Source organism: Streptomyces sp. NPDC053560 (assembly GCF_044544605.1).
Classification (GTDB): domain Bacteria; phylum Actinomycetota; class Actinomycetes; order Streptomycetales; family Streptomycetaceae; genus Streptomyces.
Genome location: NZ_JBITXI010000001.1, coordinates 480,520 through 498,779, shown reverse-complemented (window position 1 = coordinate 498,779; position 18,260 = coordinate 480,520). Strand labels below are relative to the sequence as shown.

10 protein-coding genes are annotated in these 18,260 nt (G+C 72.4%); 7 read left to right on the top strand and 3 right to left on the bottom strand.

What is annotated here, in order from left to right; translation table 11 throughout:
- The first annotated feature begins 19 nt into the window (after nt 1-19).
- The 3 genes from ACIGQF_RS02190 to ACIGQF_RS02180 all read left to right on the top strand — a co-directional run bounded on the left by ACIGQF_RS02190 (nt 20) and on the right by ACIGQF_RS02180 (nt 11,018).
- Complete coding sequence (locus ACIGQF_RS02190; protein WP_399704283.1) at nt 20-607, top strand: enterochelin esterase domain-containing protein; 588 nt, start codon at nt 20-22, stop codon at nt 605-607.
- A 56-nt stretch (nt 608-663) separates the two neighbouring features.
- Nucleotides 664-10,206: an amino acid adenylation domain-containing protein gene (locus tag ACIGQF_RS02185; protein WP_399704280.1), complete on the top strand. Its 9,543-nt coding sequence runs from the start codon at nt 664-666 to the stop codon at nt 10,204-10,206.
- 89 nt (nt 10,207-10,295) lie between these two features.
- Nucleotides 10,296-11,018 (top strand): 3-keto-5-aminohexanoate cleavage protein, encoded by a 723-nt coding sequence (locus tag ACIGQF_RS02180; protein ID WP_399704277.1) that lies wholly within the window; start codon nt 10,296-10,298, stop codon nt 11,016-11,018.
- Between the two features lie 117 nt (nt 11,019-11,135).
- On the opposite strand, the gene ACIGQF_RS02175 is transcribed toward ACIGQF_RS02180, so the two are convergent.
- From ACIGQF_RS02175 to ACIGQF_RS02165, 3 genes are read right to left on the bottom strand one after another with little or no spacing between them, the layout of a single operon-like run.
- Nucleotides 11,136-11,807 (bottom strand): TetR/AcrR family transcriptional regulator, encoded by a 672-nt coding sequence (locus ACIGQF_RS02175; RefSeq protein WP_399704275.1) that lies wholly within the window; start codon nt 11,805-11,807, stop codon nt 11,136-11,138.
- Nucleotides 11,804-11,998 carry a ferredoxin gene (locus tag ACIGQF_RS02170; protein ID WP_399704272.1) on the bottom strand — a complete coding sequence of 65 codons (195 nt, stop codon included), beginning with the start codon at nt 11,996-11,998 and terminating at the stop codon, nt 11,804-11,806. The genes ACIGQF_RS02175 and ACIGQF_RS02170 overlap by 4 nt, the downstream gene beginning before the upstream one ends.
- A gap of 39 nt (nt 11,999-12,037) precedes the next feature.
- Complete coding sequence (locus ACIGQF_RS02165; RefSeq protein WP_399704268.1) at nt 12,038-13,261, bottom strand: cytochrome P450; 1,224 nt, start codon at nt 13,259-13,261, stop codon at nt 12,038-12,040.
- Between the two features lie 218 nt (nt 13,262-13,479).
- Between ACIGQF_RS02165 and ACIGQF_RS02160 the strand changes: the two genes are divergently transcribed.
- Genes ACIGQF_RS02160 through ACIGQF_RS02145 form a run of 4 tightly spaced genes read left to right on the top strand, consistent with a single transcriptional unit; the run spans nt 13,480 to nt 18,234 of the window.
- Entirely contained in the window at nt 13,480-14,784 is a 1,305-nt protein-coding gene (locus tag ACIGQF_RS02160) for an extracellular solute-binding protein (RefSeq protein ID WP_399704265.1), read from the top strand.
- Between the two features lie 11 nt (nt 14,785-14,795).
- Entirely contained in the window at nt 14,796-15,689 is an 894-nt protein-coding gene (locus ACIGQF_RS02155) for a carbohydrate ABC transporter permease (protein ID WP_399704262.1), read from the top strand.
- Nucleotides 15,690-15,709: 20 nt separating this feature from the next.
- Nucleotides 15,710-16,573: a carbohydrate ABC transporter permease gene (locus ACIGQF_RS02150; RefSeq protein WP_399704259.1), complete on the top strand. Its 864-nt coding sequence runs from the start codon at nt 15,710-15,712 to the stop codon at nt 16,571-16,573.
- A gap of 5 nt (nt 16,574-16,578) precedes the next feature.
- Nucleotides 16,579-18,234, top strand: a complete 1,656-nt coding sequence (locus tag ACIGQF_RS02145) for a beta-N-acetylhexosaminidase (RefSeq protein ID WP_399704257.1) — start codon at nt 16,579-16,581, stop codon at nt 18,232-18,234.
- Nucleotides 18,235-18,260: the final 26 nt, after the last annotated feature.

Sequence of the window (18,260 nt, the reverse complement as noted above, 5' to 3'; positions counted from 1 at the left end):
GCTCAGGAAAGCGGGAAAGATGTACGTCCTCGTCGGTCCCGACGCTCAGGACTCGCGGCCGTTCCGCACGGCCGGACCCTGCGTCGAACGCCTCGCCGCCCGGCTCGCCACCGCCACCGAAGCCGAACGCGGAACCCTGCTCGCCGCATTCTGGGCGGACGCCGAGCGGCGCGGTACGCCCCTGATCGAAGAGGCCGCCGGGGCGGCCGGTGACCGCGCGGTGACGTTCCTCTGGCGCGGCCACCGGGCCACCGGTCAGGTGCTGCTGCTCGCCGACGGCATCACCGACCGCGACGACCTCACCTCCTCGCTGCTGGACCGGCTGCCCGGCACCGACGTCTGGCACCTGACGTACCTGCTGCGCACCGGCAGCCGCGGGTCGTACAAACTGGCCGCCGACATCTCGCCCGGCGGCCCGCCCGCCGACCCCCGCCGCCTCCGCCGGCGGCTGCGGGCCCTGTGCGTGTTCGCCGACGCCGACCCGCTCAACAGGCGTACGGCCGAGGTGGGCTGGGGGGCGGAGGACGGTTCCGGCTACGTCCTGCCCGGCGGGCCGAGCAGCGCGGCGCCCCTTCCGGCGGGGCGACTGTCCGACAAGCTGAAGTGACGTGTCGTCAGCATCGGTGCCCGACCGATCCAGGGTTGCCCCCTTATCGTGCGCTCATGACTCAAGCGCCCGATTGCGACCTCCGTGACCGGATCGCCATCATCGGCATCGGCTGCCGACTGCCCGGACACGCCAACGACCACCGGGCGTTCTGGCGGAACCTCGCGGAGGGCCGGGACTGCATCGTCCCGACCCCGGCCGACCGGTACGACATCACCACGCTGCGCAGCCGGGACCGGGCCAAGCCCGGCCGGCTGGTCGGCGGCCGCGGCGGATACATCGACGGCTTCGACGAGTTCGACCCGGAGTTCTTCGGCATCAGCCCTCGCGAGGCCGCGCACCTCGACCCGCAGCAGCGCAAGCTCCTGGAGGTCACCTGGGAGGCCCTGGAGGACGGCGGCCAGCCGCCGGCGGGCCTCGCGGGCCGCGACGTCGGCGTGTTCATCGGCGCGTTCACGGCGGACTACAACGTGCTGCACTTCTCCGACCTGGACTTCGTGGGCACGCACACCGCCACCGGCACCATGATGACGATGGTCTCGAACCGCATCTCGCACGCCTTCGACTTCCGCGGCCCCAGCGTCACCCTCGACACCGCCTGCAGCTCCTCCCTGGTGGCCCTCCACCTCGCCCGGCAGAGCCTGTTGCGCGGCGAGACCGACCTCGCGCTGGCCGGCGGCACACTGCTGCACTGTGCCCCGCAGTACACCGTCGCCGAGACCAAGGGCGGCTTCCTCTCCGTCGACGGCCGCTCGCGCGCCTTCGACGCGTCGGCGGACGGCTACGTCCGTGCCGAGGGCGTCGGCGTGGTGGCACTGAAACGGCTGGCCGACGCGGTGCGCGACGGCGACCCCGTACACGCGGTGGTGCTCGGCAGCGGCGTGAACCAGGACGGCCGGACCAACGGCATCACCGTGCCGCGCGAGGACGCGCAGGTCACCCTGGTCCGGCGGGTGTGCGCCGAGGCGGGCATCGAACCCGGCAGCCTCCAGTACGTCGAGGCGCACGGCACGTCCACCCCCGTCGGCGACCCCGTCGAGGCCCACGCGCTCGCCCGCGTCCTGGCCACCGGACGCCCGCCCGGCGCGCCGTGCTACGTCGGCTCCGTCAAGACCAACATCGGGCACAGTGAGTCAGCAGCCGGCGTCGCCGGACTGATCAAGACGGTACTGGCCCTGAAGCACCGCCGGGTCCCGCCGCACCTCAACCTGGAACGCCTCAACCCCGCCATCGACGCGGCCGGGCTGCCCTTCGACATCCCGGACCGGCTGGTCGACTGGCCCGCGCACGCCGGTCCCGCCCGGGCCGGCGTCAACTCCTTCGGCTTCGGCGGCACCAACGCCCACGTCCTGCTGGAGGAACCGCCGCACGAGCCGCGGCCGGCACCCCGGACGCCGCGGAACCACCCCACCATCCTGCCGCTGAGCGCCCGCCACCCCGACGGGCTGCGCGACCTCGCGGCCGGCCTCCGCGCCGAACTCTCCGGCACGCCCGGCACACCGCCCCCGCTCGCCGACGTCGGCCACACCCTCGCCCATCGCCGCGAACACCACGAGCACCGGCTCGCGGTGGTGTACTCCCCGGACGCCCCCGGCACGCTGGACGAGGCGCTCGCCGCGTACGAGCGGGGGGAGCCGCATCCGCGGGTGCTGACCGGCCGCCGACGGGAGCGCCAACAGCGCCGCACCGCCTGGGTGTTCACCGGCATGGGACCGCAGTGGTGGGGCATGGGACGTCGCCTCCTGGCCACCGAACCGGTGTACCGGACCGCCGTTGAGGCCTGCGACCGGGAAATCCGGGAGCAGGCCGGCTGGTCCCTGCTCGACGAACTGGCCGCGGACGAGACCACGTCGAGAATGGGGGAGACCTGGCTCGCCCAGCCCGCCAACTTCGCGCTCCAGACCGGCCTCGCCGCACTCTGGCGCAGCTACGGCGTACGCCCCGACGCCGTGGTCGGACACAGCACCGGCGAGGTCGCCGCCTGCTACGAAGCCGGCGTCTACAGCCTCCCCGAGGCCGTCCGCATCATCCTGCACCGCAGCCGCCTCCAGCAGCGGCTGACCGGCACCGGCACCATGCTCGCCGTCGGACTCACCGAGGCGGAGGCGGCACGCAGGCTCCGCCCACTGCGCGACCTGGTGTCGGTGGCGGCGGTCAACAGCCCCTCAGGCGTCACGCTCTCCGGCGACACGGACGCGCTCCGCGACCTCGCGGCCGGCCTCGAACGGGAGCAGGTCTTCGCCCGTTTCCTGTCGGTCGACGTCCCGTACCACAGCGTGCGGATGGACCCGGTCCGGGACGAACTGCTGGACGGCCTGGCGGACCTCAAGCCGCGTACGGCCGAACTACCGCTGTACCTGACCGCCCGGGCCGGCGTCGCGTCCGGCGAGGAACTGGACGCCGCTTACTGGTGGGAGAACGTCCGCGCGCCTGTCCGCTTCCGGGCGGCCGTCGACCGGCTGGCCGACGACGGCCACCGCCTCTTCCTGGAGGTCGGGCCGCACCCGGTGCTCGGGCAATCGATCACCGAATGCCTCGCCGCCAAGGGCATCGAAGGCCGCACCCTCGCCTCGCTGCACCGCCGGGAGGACGAGCCGGAGCGGTTCCTGCGGACCCTCGCCGAGCTGCACACCCTCGGCACCGAGCCGGACTGGCACGTCCTCCAGCCGGCCGGTCGCCCGGTCCCGCTGCCACGCTACCCCTGGCGCCGGGACCGGTACTGGGCCGAGCCCGAAGGCATCGCGCGGCTCCGCCTCGGCCACCGCGACCACCCGCTGCTGGGCCGTCGCACCGCACACGCCCGGCCCACCTGGGAGGCCCGGCTCGACACCGAGCAGCTGCCCTACCTGGCCGACCACCGCATCCAGGGCAACACCGTCTTCCCCGCAGCCGGTTACCTGGAGATGGCGGCACAGGCGGTACGGACGATGACCGGCGGCGCCCCGGCCGCACTGGCCGACATCCGGCTCGCCAAGGCCCTCTTCCTCGACGACGCACGCCCGGCCGCCGTCCAGTTCTCCTTCGACCCCGACAGCGCGGCCTTCACCGCAGCCACGGCACAGGGAGAGACCGGCCGTACCGTCCACGCCACCGGCGTGGTCCGCGCCGGCCAGCGGCGCGCTCCCGGCCCCGCACTCGACCCCGCAGCGGTCCGCGCCCGCACCCGTCACCACCTCTCCGGCGCCGACTGCTACGCCGCGCTGGCCGGCCAGGGATACCAGTACGGCCCCGCCTTCCAAGGCATTGAGGACGTCTGGACCGGCCACGACGAGGCGCTCGCCCGCATCCGGCCGCCGGACGGGCTGAGCCACGGGCAGGCCTCGGACCACTGCCACCCCGCTCTGCTCGACGCCGCGTTCCAGACCCTCCTGACCACCGTCCTGGCAGCGGACGGCCGGACGTCAGGCGGGATCCGGCTGCCGCTCTCGATCGCCGAGGTCCGCCTCGACCCCGTGGGCGACGGGCCGCTCTGGGTACACGCCACCGTCACCCAGCGGGACGACGCGCAGATCACCGGCGACCTCGCGCTGTACGCCGACGACGGCGCGCCGCTCGGCCGCGTCACCGGCCTCCGCGCGGTGGACGTCGACCACGCCGCGGCCGCCGCGGGCCCCGCCACCCTCGACAACTGGCTCACCGAGATCGTCTGGACCGACAGCCCACCACCGGCGGACACCACCGCACCGCCCGAAGCGCTGCTCCTCCTCGCCGACTCCGGCCCCGTCGCCGAAGAACTGGCCGCACTGGCCAGGGAACACGGGACCCGCTGCCACCTCGTACGGCCGGGTATCCGGTACGCGCACGGCCCGGACGAGTCCACCGTACGGCCGGACGCCGACGACGACCTGCCACGCCTCTTCGCCGACCTCGACGCCCGCTTCGACGCCGTCGTCCACCTGTGGAACCTGGACCAGCCACCGCTCGCCGACAGCACCGGGGCCGACCTGGCACGATGCCGCGACCTCGGCGCCCGCTCGCTGGTCCGCCTCGCCCAGTTGCTGCCCGCCGCACAGCCCGGCGCCCGGCTGCACATCGTCACTCGCGGCACGCAGGCGGCGGCCGACGGCGACCCGGTCGAACCGCTGGGCGCCGCGGCCTGGGGCGTCGGCCGCGTCCTGTGGCAGCAGGAACTCACCGACCGACGCGGCAAACTCATCGACCTCCCGGCGCACGCCACCACAGGGGACGCCACGGCGCTCTGGCGCGAACTCTCCACCGCGGGGGAGGAGGAGATCGCGCTGCGCGGCGACCGCCGCCGCACCAGCCGGCTCCGTCCCGCTGCCGGCCTCACCCGCCCCCTGCCCCTGCGGCTGCGCCCCGACGGCTGCTACCTGGTGACCGGCGCCTTCGGCGCCCTCGGCCAGGTGCTCTGCCGCACCCTCGTGGAACGCGGCGCACGGCGGCTGATCCTCGTGAGCCGCACGCCGCTGCCCGACCGCACCCGGTGGCACACCATCGACCCCGACAGCACCGCCGGACAGCGCGTCGCCTTCGTACGCGAACTGGAGGCACTCGGCGCCCAGCCGCTCCCCGTCGCGCTCGACATCACCGACGAGACCGCGCTCGCGGACTGGCTCGCCGACCACCGCGGCCGGCAGCTGCCGCCCGTCCGCGGCGTCTTTCACCTGGCCGGCGAGGTAAGAGACGTGCTCGTGCCGCAGATGGACCGGGAGGCGTTCGACGCCGCGTACGCCCCCAAGGTGGCCGGCGCCCGCCACCTCCACCACTGCCTCCGTGACGAACCCCTCGACCACTTCGTCCTCTTCGGTTCCGTCGCCGCGCTGCTGACCACAGCGGGTCAGACCAACTACGCGGCGGGCAACGCCTTCCTGGACGCGCTGGCCCACCACCGCCGCGCCCAAGGGCTGCCCGCGCTCAGCCTGGCCTGGGGCCCCTGGGACGCCGGGATGATCCAGGAGCGCGGCCTCGCCGAGCACTACCGCACCGCACGCGGCATGAGCCCGCTCGCCCCCGCCGCCGGCATGGCCGTACTGGAACGCACCATCGGCCAGGAGCGGGCACACCTGGCCGTCACCACGGTCACCGACTGGCGGACCGCGGCGGCCTGGTACCCCGCACCGCCCCCGCTGATCGCGGACCTGGTGGCGGACGCCGCCGACGCGCCGGCCGGCACGGCGCGCGGCACCTTCCTGGACGCCTTCCGCGCCGCACCGGACGAAGAGGCCCGTCGGCACCTTGTCGCCGAGCGTTTCGGCGAGCTGGTCGCGACCGTACTGGGCGTGCCCCAGGACCGGATCGACCTGGCCGCCGGACTGCTCGCGCTGGGCCTTGACTCCCTGCTGGCGATGGAGCTGCGGGCCAGGACGGACACCGAACTGGGCGTCGCCCTCCCGGTGGTGGCCCTGCTCAGCGGCGAGCCGGTCACGGAGCTGGCGACCCGGCTGTACGAGGGGCTGACGGCGGTTGATGTGGCCGAGCCCGCCCTCGCCGTCGAGCTGCCCGCCGGGGGTGCGGGGGAGGGGCGGACGGAGGCCGAGTACCTGCGGACGGAAGAGGAGCGGACGGCAGCGGGGCAGACGGACGGGGAAGGGACCGAGGAGGAGCGGACCGAGGAGGAGTACCCCCTCACGCACAACCAGAAGGCGCTGTGGTTCCTGAAGGAACTGGACCCGGACGCGCACGCCTACAACATCGGCGGCGCGCTGACGGTCCACGGCGAGCTGGACCCGGAACTGGTCTTCACCGCCTTCCGCACCCTCCTGGCCCGCCACCCCGCCCTGCGGACCACGTTCGTGCGGAAGGAAGGCCGGCCCGTGCAGCGCATCTCGCCGGACGTACGTGCCGACACGGCCCTGTTCGACGTGCGCGGTGAGGACGAGGAAGCCGTGCTGCGGCGGATGGTCGAGGAGTACCGGCGGCCGTACGACCTCACGAGCGACCCGCTGATCCGGCTGCGGCTCTACCAGGCCGGACCGGACCGCTGGATCCTCCTGAAGGCCGTCCACCACATCGTCTCCGATGCCCATTCCATCTTCACCTTCGTCGAAGAGCTCTTCGAGGTCTACGACGCGCTGCGCACCGGCAGACCGGCCGCGCTCGCGCCGCTGCCCGCGCGGTACCCGGACTTCCTGAGCCGGCAGGAGCGGCTGCTCGCCGGACCCGAAGCGGAGCGGATGCTGGACTACTGGCGCGGCCACCTGCCGGAGCGGGTTCCCGACCTCGAACTGCCCACGGACCGGCCGCGTCCCGCCGTGGCCACCCACAACGGCGCGTCGGAGTCCTTCGAGATCGACGCCGGACTCGGCGCACGGGTGCACGCGCTGTCGCGCCGCCACGACGTCACCCCGTTCATGGTGCTGCTCAGCGCGTACTACCTGCTGCTGCACCGCTACTCGGGCCAGGACGACATCGTCGTCGGCAGCCCGGTCAGCGGGCGTACCCGTGAGGAGTTCGCGCCGGTCTACGGCTACTTCGTCAACCCGCTGCCGCTGCACGTCGGCATGGCCGGCAACCCCTCGGTCGCCGACCTGCTGGGCCGCACCCGCGACACGGTGCTGGGCGGGCTGGACAACCAGGAGTACCCGTTCGTCCTCCTCGTCGAGAAGCTCGGGCTGCCGCACGACGCCAGCCGCTCGGCGGTGTTCCAGACGATGTTCGCCCTGCTCACCGACCAGCTCGGCGACGAACTGGCGGGCCACCGCATCGAGAACATGCAACTACCCGACCAGGAAGGGCAGTTCGACCTGACCCTGGCCGCTTACGAATACCCGTCGGACGGCCGTTTCGAGTGCACCCTCAAATACAACACCGACCTCTTCGACGCGGCGACGGTGCGCCGGCTGGCCGGGCACTATCTGAACCTGCTGGACGCGCTCACCCGCGCTCCCGCCGAGGCGCCCGCCTGCGAGCTGCCGCTGCTCGGCGCGGAGGAGCGGGACCGCATCCTCACCCGGTGGAGCGGCAGCGGCCGGACGGCCCGCCACGACCTGCCCGTCCACGAGATCATCGTGCGACAGGCCGCCGCGCACCCGGAGGCCGTCGCCGTCGTGGCCCCCACCGCCTCCGGTGACGCCCACCGGCTGACCTACGCCGAGCTGGACGACCGGTCCCGCGCCATGGCCCGGCAGCTGCGCGCACGGGGTGTCCGGGACGGCGCCGTGGTGGCCCTGCGGATGGCCAAGTCACCGGAGCTGATCGTCACGCTCCTCGCGGTCCTGCGGGCGGGCGGCTGCTACCTGCCCCTCGACCCCGGCCACCCCGTGGAGCGGCTGGACCGGCTGGTGACGGACGTCGGCGCCGTCCTGACCGTGACCGACCGGGCCACCGTCCCCCGCCCGGCGGGCCCCGGCCCCACGGTCACCACCCCCGAAGAGCTGGCGGTCTCCGACCCCGACCCACTGGCAGTCCCCGACGGACCGGCGGTCAGGGTGCCGGCCGGCGGCATCTCCGAGCCCCGGGTCCCTCTGGACGCGCCTGCCTACCTCCTCCACACTTCCGGCTCGACCGGCCGCCCCAAGGCCGTACGCGTGACCCACCGCAACCTCGCCTCGGTACAGGCCGCCTGGCACGCGGAGTACCGCCTCGCCGACGAGGCCCACGTCCACCTGCAGATGGCCGGCCCGTGCTTCGACGTCTTCACCGGTGACGTGGTGCGCGCCCTCTGCTCCGGCGGCACCCTGCTCCTCGCCGACCGCGACCTGATCCTCGACACCGCGCGGCTGTACCGGACCATGGTCACGGAGCGGGTGGACTGCGCCGAGTTCGTCCCGGCGGTCGCCCGCGCCCTGCTGAGTCACTGCGAACGGACCGGACAGCGGCTCGACTTCCTGCGCCTCCTCATCGTCGGCTCCGACACCTGGCGGGTCGGCGAACACCGTCGGCTGCACGCCCTGTGCGGGCCGGCGACCCGCCTGATCAACTCCTACGGCCTCACCGAGGCCACCATCGACAGCACGTACTTCGAAGGGTCGGTGGACGGCCTCGACGCAGGCCTCACTGTCCCCATCGGCCGCCCCCTGCCCAACACCGAGGCATACGTCCTCGACCGCCACGGCGAACCGGTGCCACCCGGCGTGACAGGCGACCTCTGGATCGGCGGCCCGGGCGTCACGAGCGGTGGCGGCGACCTCATGAGCGAAGGCGCCGACATCGTGAGCGGCGGCACCGACGAACCCGAGGAGACCGCACCGTGCTTCCCGCACCGCACCCCGGGCGGCGGCACACCGGCGCGTCCCCTCTGCCGCACCGGCGACCTCGCCCGCTGGGCCGCCGACGGCATCCTGCACCTGCTGGGCCGTGCGGACCGGCAGGTCAAGGTGCGCGGGCACCGAGTGGCGACCGGTGAGGTCGAGGCCCAGCTCGCGGACTGCGCCGCACTGCGCCAGGTGCATGTGACGACCCGCCCCGCCGACGGCGGCGACCACGCCCTCTGCGCCTACTACGTACCGGCCGAGGGCGCGCGCCCCGACCGGACGGAGCTGCGCCGCCACCTCGCGGGCCGGCTCCCCGCCTACATGGTCCCCTCCCACTTCGTGGAGCTTCCGGCCCTGCCCCTCACGCCGAACGGCAAGCTCGACACCGACGCACTCCCAGCCCCCGCCCGACCACCGGCCGACCGGGCCCCCGAACCGCCCGCCACCCCGTACGAGTCACGGATGGCGGAGCACTGGCGTACCGTGCTCGGCGGTCAACAAGCCGGCCCGTCGGACGACTTCTTCGAGAGCGGCGGCAGCTCCCTCGCCCTCATCGAGCTGATCCACCACCTCCGCACCGATTACGCCATCGAGATCCCCGTCGGCCGGCTGTTCACGGACACCACACTGCGCGGCATGGCCCGCACGGTGCAGTGTGCGGTCACCGACGGCACCGACGGCGCTGCAGACACCACCGACACCACGCCGTACGTCCGCTTCGGCTCCGAGGTGGACCCCGGACGCACCCTCTTCTGCTTCCCGCCGGCCGGCGGACACGGCCTGCTCTACCGCGAACTGGCGGACCGCCTGCCCCAGTTCAGCCTCATCGCGCTCGACTACGTCCCCCGTCTCCCCGACGCCCTCGGAATCACCCGCTGCGCCGACCTGATCGAATCGCTCCAGCCTGCCGGCCCGTGCCCCCTCCTCGGCTATTCCCTCGGCGGCAACCTCGCCTTCGAAGTGGCCAAGGAGCTCGAACGCCGCGGGCGGGAGGTCCCCCAGCTGGTACTGCTGGACTCCTACCGCTTCACCCACGCCGAACCGCTCGACGACGCGGCCCTGGCCCGCTTCGAGAGGGACCTGCGCGCCCAACTCTCCCGCCGGGACGGCACGGCCCCCGGCCCCGGCACCGAGGAAACCATCGCCCAGGCCCTGGACTTCCTCGGCTTCTGCTGCCGCACCCCCAATCTCGGCACGATCACCGCTCCGATCACGGTGATCTCCGCCGAGGAGAGCGGACTGCCGTACGTACTCGGAAAACGGGCCGGCTGGGAGGAGAGTTCCCGCACCCGGTCGGTACGTGTCGTGGGCTCCGGGACCCACGACACCCTGCTCGCCCCCGCCCACCTCGCCCACAACGCCGCCCTGGCCCACGACGCGCTGACCCGCGAGTCGCCGACCCGCGACGCGCAGGCGGCGGGCACGCACCGCGAGACCACCGCATGACTGACCTCCTGTCCGCCTCCTGGCCGCCCCCGGCCCGCCCCCGGTCCGCTCCCGGCCCGTCCGCGGCCGGTGATGGCATAGTCGCGGCCATGTTGCAGGTATGCCTGAACGGGCCACGGACACGCGCGGAGCACCCGACCCTGCCCGTGTCACCGAGCGAGCTGGCCGCGGAAGCCGCCCGGGCGGTGGCCGCGGGGGCGGCGGACATCCATCTGCACGCCAAGGACGCCGAGGGACGCGATGCGCTGGAGCCGCGCCTCGTCGCGGAGGCGGTCACCGCCGTACGCCGTGCCGTGCCGCGCGGCGTGCGGATCGGCGTGACGACCGGCGCGTGGGCCGCCCCGGACCCGGGGGAGCGCGCGGCGCTGGTGCGCTCCTGGACGGTGCTGTCCGATCACGCGTCCGTGAACTGGCACGAGGACGGCGCCGAGCAGGTCGCCGAGGCGCTCCTGGACCGCGAAGTGGGGGTGGAAGCGGGCATCTTCTCGGGCACGGACGCGGCGCGCCGCTTCTTTGCCTCACCCTTCGCGGGGAGGGCGTTGCGCGTGCTCGCGGAGGTCACGGACACCGATGCGGCGACGGCCGAGCGCGTGGCCCTCGCCCTGCTGGCGGAGCTTGCACCGGCCCGGCCGACTCCGGTGCTGCTCCACGGCGAGGACGGCGGTGCGTGGCCCGTACTGCGGGCGGCCGTCCGGCTGGGGCTGGACACGAGGGTCGGACTGGAGGACGTCCTTGTCCTGCCCGACGGCACGGAAGCACCGGACAACGCCGCGCTCGTACGGGCAGCCCGGGAGGCTGGGGCTGCCGAATGACCGTAGCTGCTGTGTCACGGCCGACAGACCGTAGCGGATATGCGCTGACGGGAGCCCCCTAACGGCTGTACGCCGCCGGGCGGTCCGGTCCGGCCCGCTGACCGGCGGGCCGGATGCTCACCCCCGCCCGAGCAGCGCCGCCGAGAGGCCGCAGAGGGCGGTGATGAGGTCCTGGCCGAGCTGGCGCCAGCGGTCCTCCGTCTCGGCGTGGTCGATCCGGCCCTTCGCCAGATCGTGCTCCAGCTCGGCGAAGGCGTGCACGCTGAGCTGGCGCACCATCGCGTTGTGCCGCTGGAGCAGGCCGGGGTCGACGTCCTTCCGCCGCACCGCGCCGTACGTGGCCAGGATGCGGTGCGACGGGGTGTTCAGGTGCTCCTGTATGACGTACGCGCGCAGTGCCGGCTCGACGAGCGCCTGGGCGAAGAACCGGGCGCCCCAGGTCGGCCCCGGTGCCTCGATGTGGTACTCGACGCCCGGCATGATGAGGCACCCGAAGTGCTCCTCCAGGGACACTGTCCGGCGGCTCCCGAGCGCCTCGACCATCGCGATGCGGCGCTCCTCGATGACGTCCGTGTAGCTCGACAGGATCGCCTTGATGAGCTCGTCACGGCCGTTGAAGTGGTACTGCACGGCGGAGTTGTTGCGCTGGCCGGCCGCCTCGCTGATCTGCCGTACGGAGACGTTCGCGAAGCCCCTCTCGGCATAGAGCCGCTCCGCGGTGCGCATCAGCTTGTTGCGTGCGAGCACCGAGCGGGGGGACGGCGAGGCGGCCGGCGCGGTCGTCTTCATTCCGCGAGTCGGATGGCTCCGGTCGGGCACCCCGCGGCCGCGGCGCGCACGTCTTCGAAGTCCTCCGGCGACGGTGCCTCGTCCAGCAGCAACACGACGCCGTCCTCCTCCCGCTGGTCGAACACCCGGTCGGCCCTGATCACGCACAACCCGCTGCCGCAGCACGCGTCCTGGTCCACGGTGATCTTCATGCTACCTCCTCGTTCCCCGCCGTCCTGTGGTACACCGCGTCACCACGTGACCCACAGTTCCTGCAGGCCACCGGCGGCCACCCCGTCGCGCTGGCGGAGCTGTTCCGGGGTGTCCCGCAGCCGCAGACCGGGCAGTCGCCGGACGAAGGTGTCCAGTACGACCTTCAGCTCCACCCGGGCCAGCGTCTGGCCGACGCAGAAGTGCGGCCCGGCGCCGAAGGTGACGTGCTGGCTGTTGTTCTCGCGCCGAGGGTCGAAGTGGTCGGGCTCGGGGAACTTGCGTGCGTCCCGGTTGGCGGCGGCCAGGTTGACCAGCAGGCTGCTGCCCGTACCGACCGGCTCCCCGCCGACCTCGATGTCCTCGGTGATGAACCGGGGGATGCCCACGCCGGCGATCGGGTCCATCCGCAGGGACTCCTCCACGGTGCCGGTGACCAGCTCCGGGTCGGCGACCACGGCCTCGTACCGCTCCCGCTCGGACAGCAGCAGCGCCGTCATCTTGAGGATCATGTTCGAGGTGGTCTCGTGCCCCGCGAGCAGCAGGCCGCGCGCGGTGGACACCAGCTCGTCGTGGCTGAGCCGGCCGTCCTCGCTGTCCGAGATCTGGGTCAGTTCGCTGAGCAGGTCGTCACCGGGGTGGGCGCGCTTCTGCTCCACGAGGTCCGAGGCGTAGTCCAGGAACGCCTGCGACGCCTCGTCGACCTCCTGCTGTGAGTACTTGGTCAGCGTCAGCGCCACCTCGGACCAGTGCGCGAACTTGTCCTGGTCCTCGCTCGGCGCGCCCAGCAGCGCGCAGATGACCCGGACGGGCAGCGGCAGCGCCAGCTCCCTCCGGAGGTCCACCGGCGCGCCCTTGGCGAGCATGGCGTCGATCAGTTCGTCCGCCATCTCCTGGACGCGGGGCCGCCAGGCCTCCATCTTCTTCACGGTGAACGCCCGGCTGAGCAGCCGCCGCCACCGCTGGTGCCCGGGCCCCTCCTGGATGTCGGCGGTGCCGGCGGTGGTCCGGCTGAACAGTCCGCCGTCCTCGGTGTTCGACAGGCGGGCCGCGCCCTTGCGGGACAGGTCGCGGCTGAAGCGCGGGTCGGCGAGCAGGGTGCGGACCTCGTCGTACCCGGTCAGCAGGCCTACGACGTCGCCGCTGGGCATCCGTACGTGGGCGACCGGGCACTTGGACCGGCTCTCGGCCCATTCACGCGGCGGCTCCAGCACGTTGGGCTGGTCGAACGGGTAGTCAGGAATCGGTGTGGCCTCGTCGGTCATGGGGGCTCCTCCGGGCGTCGGCTTCCCGGCCACCGTAAGACGCGTGTCTTACTAAGACAATCGCCTTAAGTCGATTGGCCGATTCTGCATCCCCCGGCGTGGATCACGAATTGGTGTAGACCTTGTCCCCGCTCTTCGGTCGCCATATGCTCCACGCCAGTTGTGCAGAGCGAAACGTTCATTGCGTATGTTGCAACGCTCGATCCGTAGGGGTATCGATGAAGCCGTTCGCCCGAATAGCCGCTCCACTGGCCGCACTTGCTCTCGCAGGCGTCACCGTCACCGCCTGCGCGCCCCAGACCTCGGGCAGCGGCGCACCGGAGGACGAGAAGAGCGGGACGCTGCGCGTGTGGCTGTTCCGCGAGGTCGGCAACAAGCCCAAGGAAAAGGTGGTCGACGCGGCCGTCGCCGACTTCGAGAAGCGGCACAAGGGCACCGACGTGGAGGTCGAGTACATCCCGGTCGACACCCGCGCCCAGCGCATCAAGGCCGCCTTCAACGACCCCGAGAGCGCGCCGGACCTCATCGAGTACGGCAACACCGACACCGCCGGCTACGTCCGGGACGGCGGACTCGCCGACGTCACCAGCGAGTTCAAGACGTGGGGCGACGCCAAGGACGCCGACCCCACCGCCGAGCAGTCCGTGACCGTCGACGGCAAGGTCTACGGCGCGCCGTTCTTTGTGGGCGTACGCGCGCTGTACTACCGCACCGACGTCCTCGACGACCTGGGCATCGAGCCGCCCCGCTCGCAGGCCGAACTGATCTCCGCCGCGAAGAAGGTCCACAAGGCCCGGCCCGGCCTCTACGGCCTCGCCGTCGGCGGCGCGTACACCTACGGAGCCCTGCCCTTCCTCTGGGCCAACGGCGGCGAACTCGCCGTGAAGAAGGACGGCACCTACAAGGCGGCCGTCAACACACCGCAAGCCCGCAAGGGCATCAACGCGTACGCCTCGCTCTTCGGCGACGCCAACTGCCCGGCCGACAAATGCGCTTCGCTGGGCGGCAACGCCACCGTCACCGCCTTCACCTCGGGCAAGGCCGCCATGGCGATCGGCGGCGACTTCAGCCATGCCGCCGTCGAGGCGAGCAAGGTCAAGGGGAAGTACGCCGTCGTTCCGCTGCCCGGAGTGAAGAAGAACTCCATCGCCCCGGCCTTCGCCGGCGGCAACAACATCGGCGTCCTGAAGAGCACCTCGCACCGCACCCTGGCCGTGGACCTGATGAAGTCGCTGGCCGGCAAGGACTCCCAGCGCCGGCTGTTCGACGCCATGGGCTTCCTGCCGACCTACCGCGACGTCCTCGACGAGGCCGCGGAAAAGCAGCCGTTCGTCGAGCCCTTCGTGAAGACCCTGCACGCCGGGGCCAAGTTTGTGCCCGCCTCGCCCGCCTGGGGCCAGATCGACGCCTCGCTGATCCTCCCCACCATGTTCCAGGAGATCGTCAGCGGCCGTAAGGGAGTGGGCACGGCCGCCGACGACGCGGCCGACAAGATGGACGACGCGTTCGCCGCCGCGCAGTGAGGACCGCGCCTTTGACCGCCCCGCGCCTGCGCCACCCGCGCTGGACACCCTGGCTCTACCTGCTGCCCGCGCTCGCCGTGCTCGTCGCGCTGCTCGTCTACCCGATCTACCAGCTCGGTCTGATCTCCTTCCTGGAGTACACCCAGGCCCAGGTCAGCGGCGGGCAGCCGACCTCCTTCCAGGGGCTGGGCAACTACACGACGCTCTTCGGCGACGGAGAGTTCTGGCGGGTGCTCCTCGCCACCGTGCTGTTCGCCGCCGCCTGCGTACTCTCCACCCTGTTCGTAGGATGCGCCCTCGCCGTCCTGCTCACCCGCATCCGGGCGGTGCCCCGGCTCCTCCTGATGCTGGCCGCTCTCGGCGCCTGGGCCACCCCGGCCATCACCGGCTCCACCGTCTGGGTCTTCCTGTTCGACCCCGACTTCGGGCCCGTCAACAGGGTGCTCGGGCTGGGCGACTTCTCCTGGACGTACGGGCGCTACAGCGCTTTCGCCCTGGTCCTCTTCGAAGTCGTCTGGTGCTCGTTCCCGTTCGTGATGGTGACCGTCTACGCCGGCATCCGCGCCATCCCCGCCGAGGTCCTGGAGGCCGCCTCGCTCGACGGCGCCTCGCAGTGGCGCATCTGGCGCTCCGTCATGGCGCCGATGCTCCGGCCGATCCTCCTCGTCGTCACCATCCAGTCGGTGATCTGGGACTTCAAGATCTTCACCCAGATCTACGTGATGACGGGCGGCGGCGGCATCGCCCGGCAGAACCTCGTGCTCAACGTCTACGCGTACCAGAAGGCGTTCGCCTCCTCGCAGTACAGCCTCGGCTCGGCGATCGGCGTGGTGATGCTGCTGATCCTGCTCGCCGTCACGCTCGTGTACCTGCGCATCGTCCGGCGCCAAGGGGAGGAACTGTGAGCCCGTCCGGAACGTTCAGCATGCGTAGTCCCCGTACCCGCCCGCGCAACCGTCTCCGCATCCGACGGCCCGGCCGGCTCGCCGCCGAGGCCGCCGCCGTCATCGTCGCGGCCCTTGTCGCGTTCCCGCTGTACTGGATGGTGCTCTCGGCCTTCAAGCCGGCGGGCGAGATCCAGTCCACCGAGCCGCGCCCCTGGACCCTCGCCCCCTCCCTCGACGCCTTCCGGCGCGTCTTCGCACAGCAGGACTTCGGCCGGTACTTCCTCAACAGCCTGATCGTGGCGGGCACGGTCGTCGTCGCCTCCGCGCTCATCGCCTTCCTGGCCGCCGTCGCGGTCACCCGTTTCCGCTTCCGGTTCCGCACCACCCTGCTGATCATGTTCCTGGTGGCGCAGATGGTGCCGGTCGAGGCGCTGACCATCCCGCTGTTCTTCCTGATGCGGGACTTCGGCCAGCTCAACACCCTCGGCTCGCTGATCCTGCCGCATCTCGCCTTCTCGCTGCCGTTCGCCATCTGGATGCTGCGCGGCTTCGTCAAGGCGGTGCCCGAGGCGCTGGAGGAACAGGCCGCCATCGACGGCGCGAGCCGCGCCCGCTTCCTGTGGCGGATCCTCTTCCCGCTGGTCTTCCCCGGACTGGCCGCGACCAGCGTCTTCTCCTTCATCTCCACCTGGAACGACTTCCTGTTCGCGAAATCCTTCCTCATCAGCGACGTCTCGCAGTCCACACTGCCCATGGCCCTGCTGGTGTTCTTCAAGCCCGATGAGAACGACTGGGGAGGGATCATGGCCGCCTCCACGGTCATGACCGTCCCGGTACTGGTCTTCTTCGTACTCGTACAGCGCCGCCTGGTCTCCGGGCTCGGCGGCGCGGTCAAGGACTGATCACCATGAACCGTTCGACGACCGGCACCACGGACCCCGCACTCATCCCCGCTCCCGTGCGCAGCGCCGCCGTCCCCGGCGACGGCTGCACGCTGGACGCGGACACCGCGCTCGCGGCCGGCCCCGGCACCGGGGACACCGAGCGGTGGCTGCGCGGCACCCTGGGCGATGCGCTCGGACTGCCGCTGCCGCCCGGGGCCGCAGGCGCGCCCGGCACGCTCACCCTCGCCGTCGACCCCGAGCTCGCCGCGGAGCACTACCGGCTCGACACCACCGACGGTTCCGTACGGATCACCGGTGGCGACCCGGCCGGCGTCTTCTGGGGCGCGCAGACCCTCCGCCAGCTCCTCGGCGCCGACGCCTTCCGCCGCGCGCCCATTCGCCCCGAGGGCACCTGGAGCCTGCCCGCCGTGCGGATCGAGGACGGGCCCCGGTTCGGCTGGCGCGGCCTGATGCTCGACGTGGCGCGGCACTTCCTGCCCAAGGACGACGTCCTGCGCTACCTCGACCTGCTCGCCGCGCACAAGCTGAACGTCTTCCACTTCCACCTCACCGACGACCAGGGCTGGCGCATCGAGATCAAGCGCTACCCGCGGCTCACCGAGGTCGGATCGTGGCGCGCGCGGACCAAGTGGGGCCACCGTGCCTCGGAGCTGTGGGACGAGACGCCGCACGGCGGTTACTACACCCAGGACGACATCCGGGAGATCGTCGCGTACGCCGCCGCTCGGCACATCCGTGTCGTCCCGGAGATCGAGGTGCCCGGCCACTCGCAGGCCGCGATCGCCGCCTACCCCGAACTGGGCAACACCGACGTCATCGACACCTCGGCACTGGAGGTGTGGGACACCTGGGGCGTGAACCCGAACGTCCTCGCGCCCACCGACGCCACCCTGCGCTTCTACGAAGGCGTCCTGGAGGAGGTGCTCGACCTCTTCCCGGCCGAGGTCTCGCCCTTCGTGCACCTCGGCGGCGACGAGTGCCCCAAGGACCAGTGGCGGCGGTCCCCGGCGGCCCAGGCCCGGATCGCCGCACTGGGCCTGGCCGACGAGGACGAACTCCAGTCCTGGTTCATCCGCCACTTCGACGACTGGCTGACCGCCCGCGGCCGCCGCCTCATCGGCTGGGACGAGATCCTGGAAGGCGGCCTCCCCGGCGGCGCGGCGGTCTCCTCCTGGCGCGGCTACGCGGGCGGCATCGCCGCGGCCGAGGCCGGGCACGACGTCGTGATGTGCCCGGAGCAGCAGGTGTACCTCAACTTCCGGGAACACGGCGGCCCCGACGAGCCGATGCCCATCGCGTACGTCCGCACCCTGGAGGACGTCTACCGGTTCGACCCCCTGCCGCCGGGGCTTTCGCCAGAGGCGGCCGGCCACGTGCTCGGCACCCAGGCCAACGTCTGGAGCGAGGTGATGCAGAACCGCGCCCGCTTCGACTACCAGGTCTTTCCCCGGCTCGCGGCGTTCGCCGAGGTCGCCTGGTCGCGGCTGCCGGCCCCGGCGGATAGGGACTTCGCCGCCTTCGAGTCGCGGATGACCGGCCACTTCGCCCGCCTGGACGCCCTCGGCGTCGACTACCGTCCGCCCGGCGGCCCGCTGCCCCGCCAGCGCCGCCCCGGCGTACTCGGCCGCCCGCTCGACGGCCCGCCTCCGCAGAAGTAGGGCGCCCGCCACACGGCCGGGGTACG

What these genes read in the sequence shown, in the direction of transcription:
- ACIGQF_RS02185 (WP_399704280.1), top strand. Translation starts at nt 664, where the DNA reads ATGACTCAAGCGCCCGATTGCGACCTCCGTGACCGGATCGCCATCATC.
- ACIGQF_RS02150 (WP_399704259.1), top strand. Translation starts at nt 15,710, where the DNA reads ATGCGTAGTCCCCGTACCCGCCCGCGCAACCGTCTCCGCATCCGACGG.
- ACIGQF_RS02165 (WP_399704268.1), bottom strand. Translation starts at nt 13,261, where the DNA reads ATGACCGACGAGGCCACACCGATTCCTGACTACCCGTTCGACCAGCCC.
- ACIGQF_RS02175 (WP_399704275.1), bottom strand. Translation starts at nt 11,807, where the DNA reads ATGAAGACGACCGCGCCGGCCGCCTCGCCGTCCCCCCGCTCGGTGCTC.
- ACIGQF_RS02145 (WP_399704257.1), top strand. Translation starts at nt 16,579, where the DNA reads ATGAACCGTTCGACGACCGGCACCACGGACCCCGCACTCATCCCCGCT.
- ACIGQF_RS02190 (WP_399704283.1), top strand. Translation starts at nt 20, where the DNA reads ATGTACGTCCTCGTCGGTCCCGACGCTCAGGACTCGCGGCCGTTCCGC.
- ACIGQF_RS02180 (WP_399704277.1), top strand. Translation starts at nt 10,296, where the DNA reads ATGTTGCAGGTATGCCTGAACGGGCCACGGACACGCGCGGAGCACCCG.
- ACIGQF_RS02160 (WP_399704265.1), top strand. Translation starts at nt 13,480, where the DNA reads ATGAAGCCGTTCGCCCGAATAGCCGCTCCACTGGCCGCACTTGCTCTC.
- ACIGQF_RS02170 (WP_399704272.1), bottom strand. Translation starts at nt 11,998, where the DNA reads ATGAAGATCACCGTGGACCAGGACGCGTGCTGCGGCAGCGGGTTGTGC.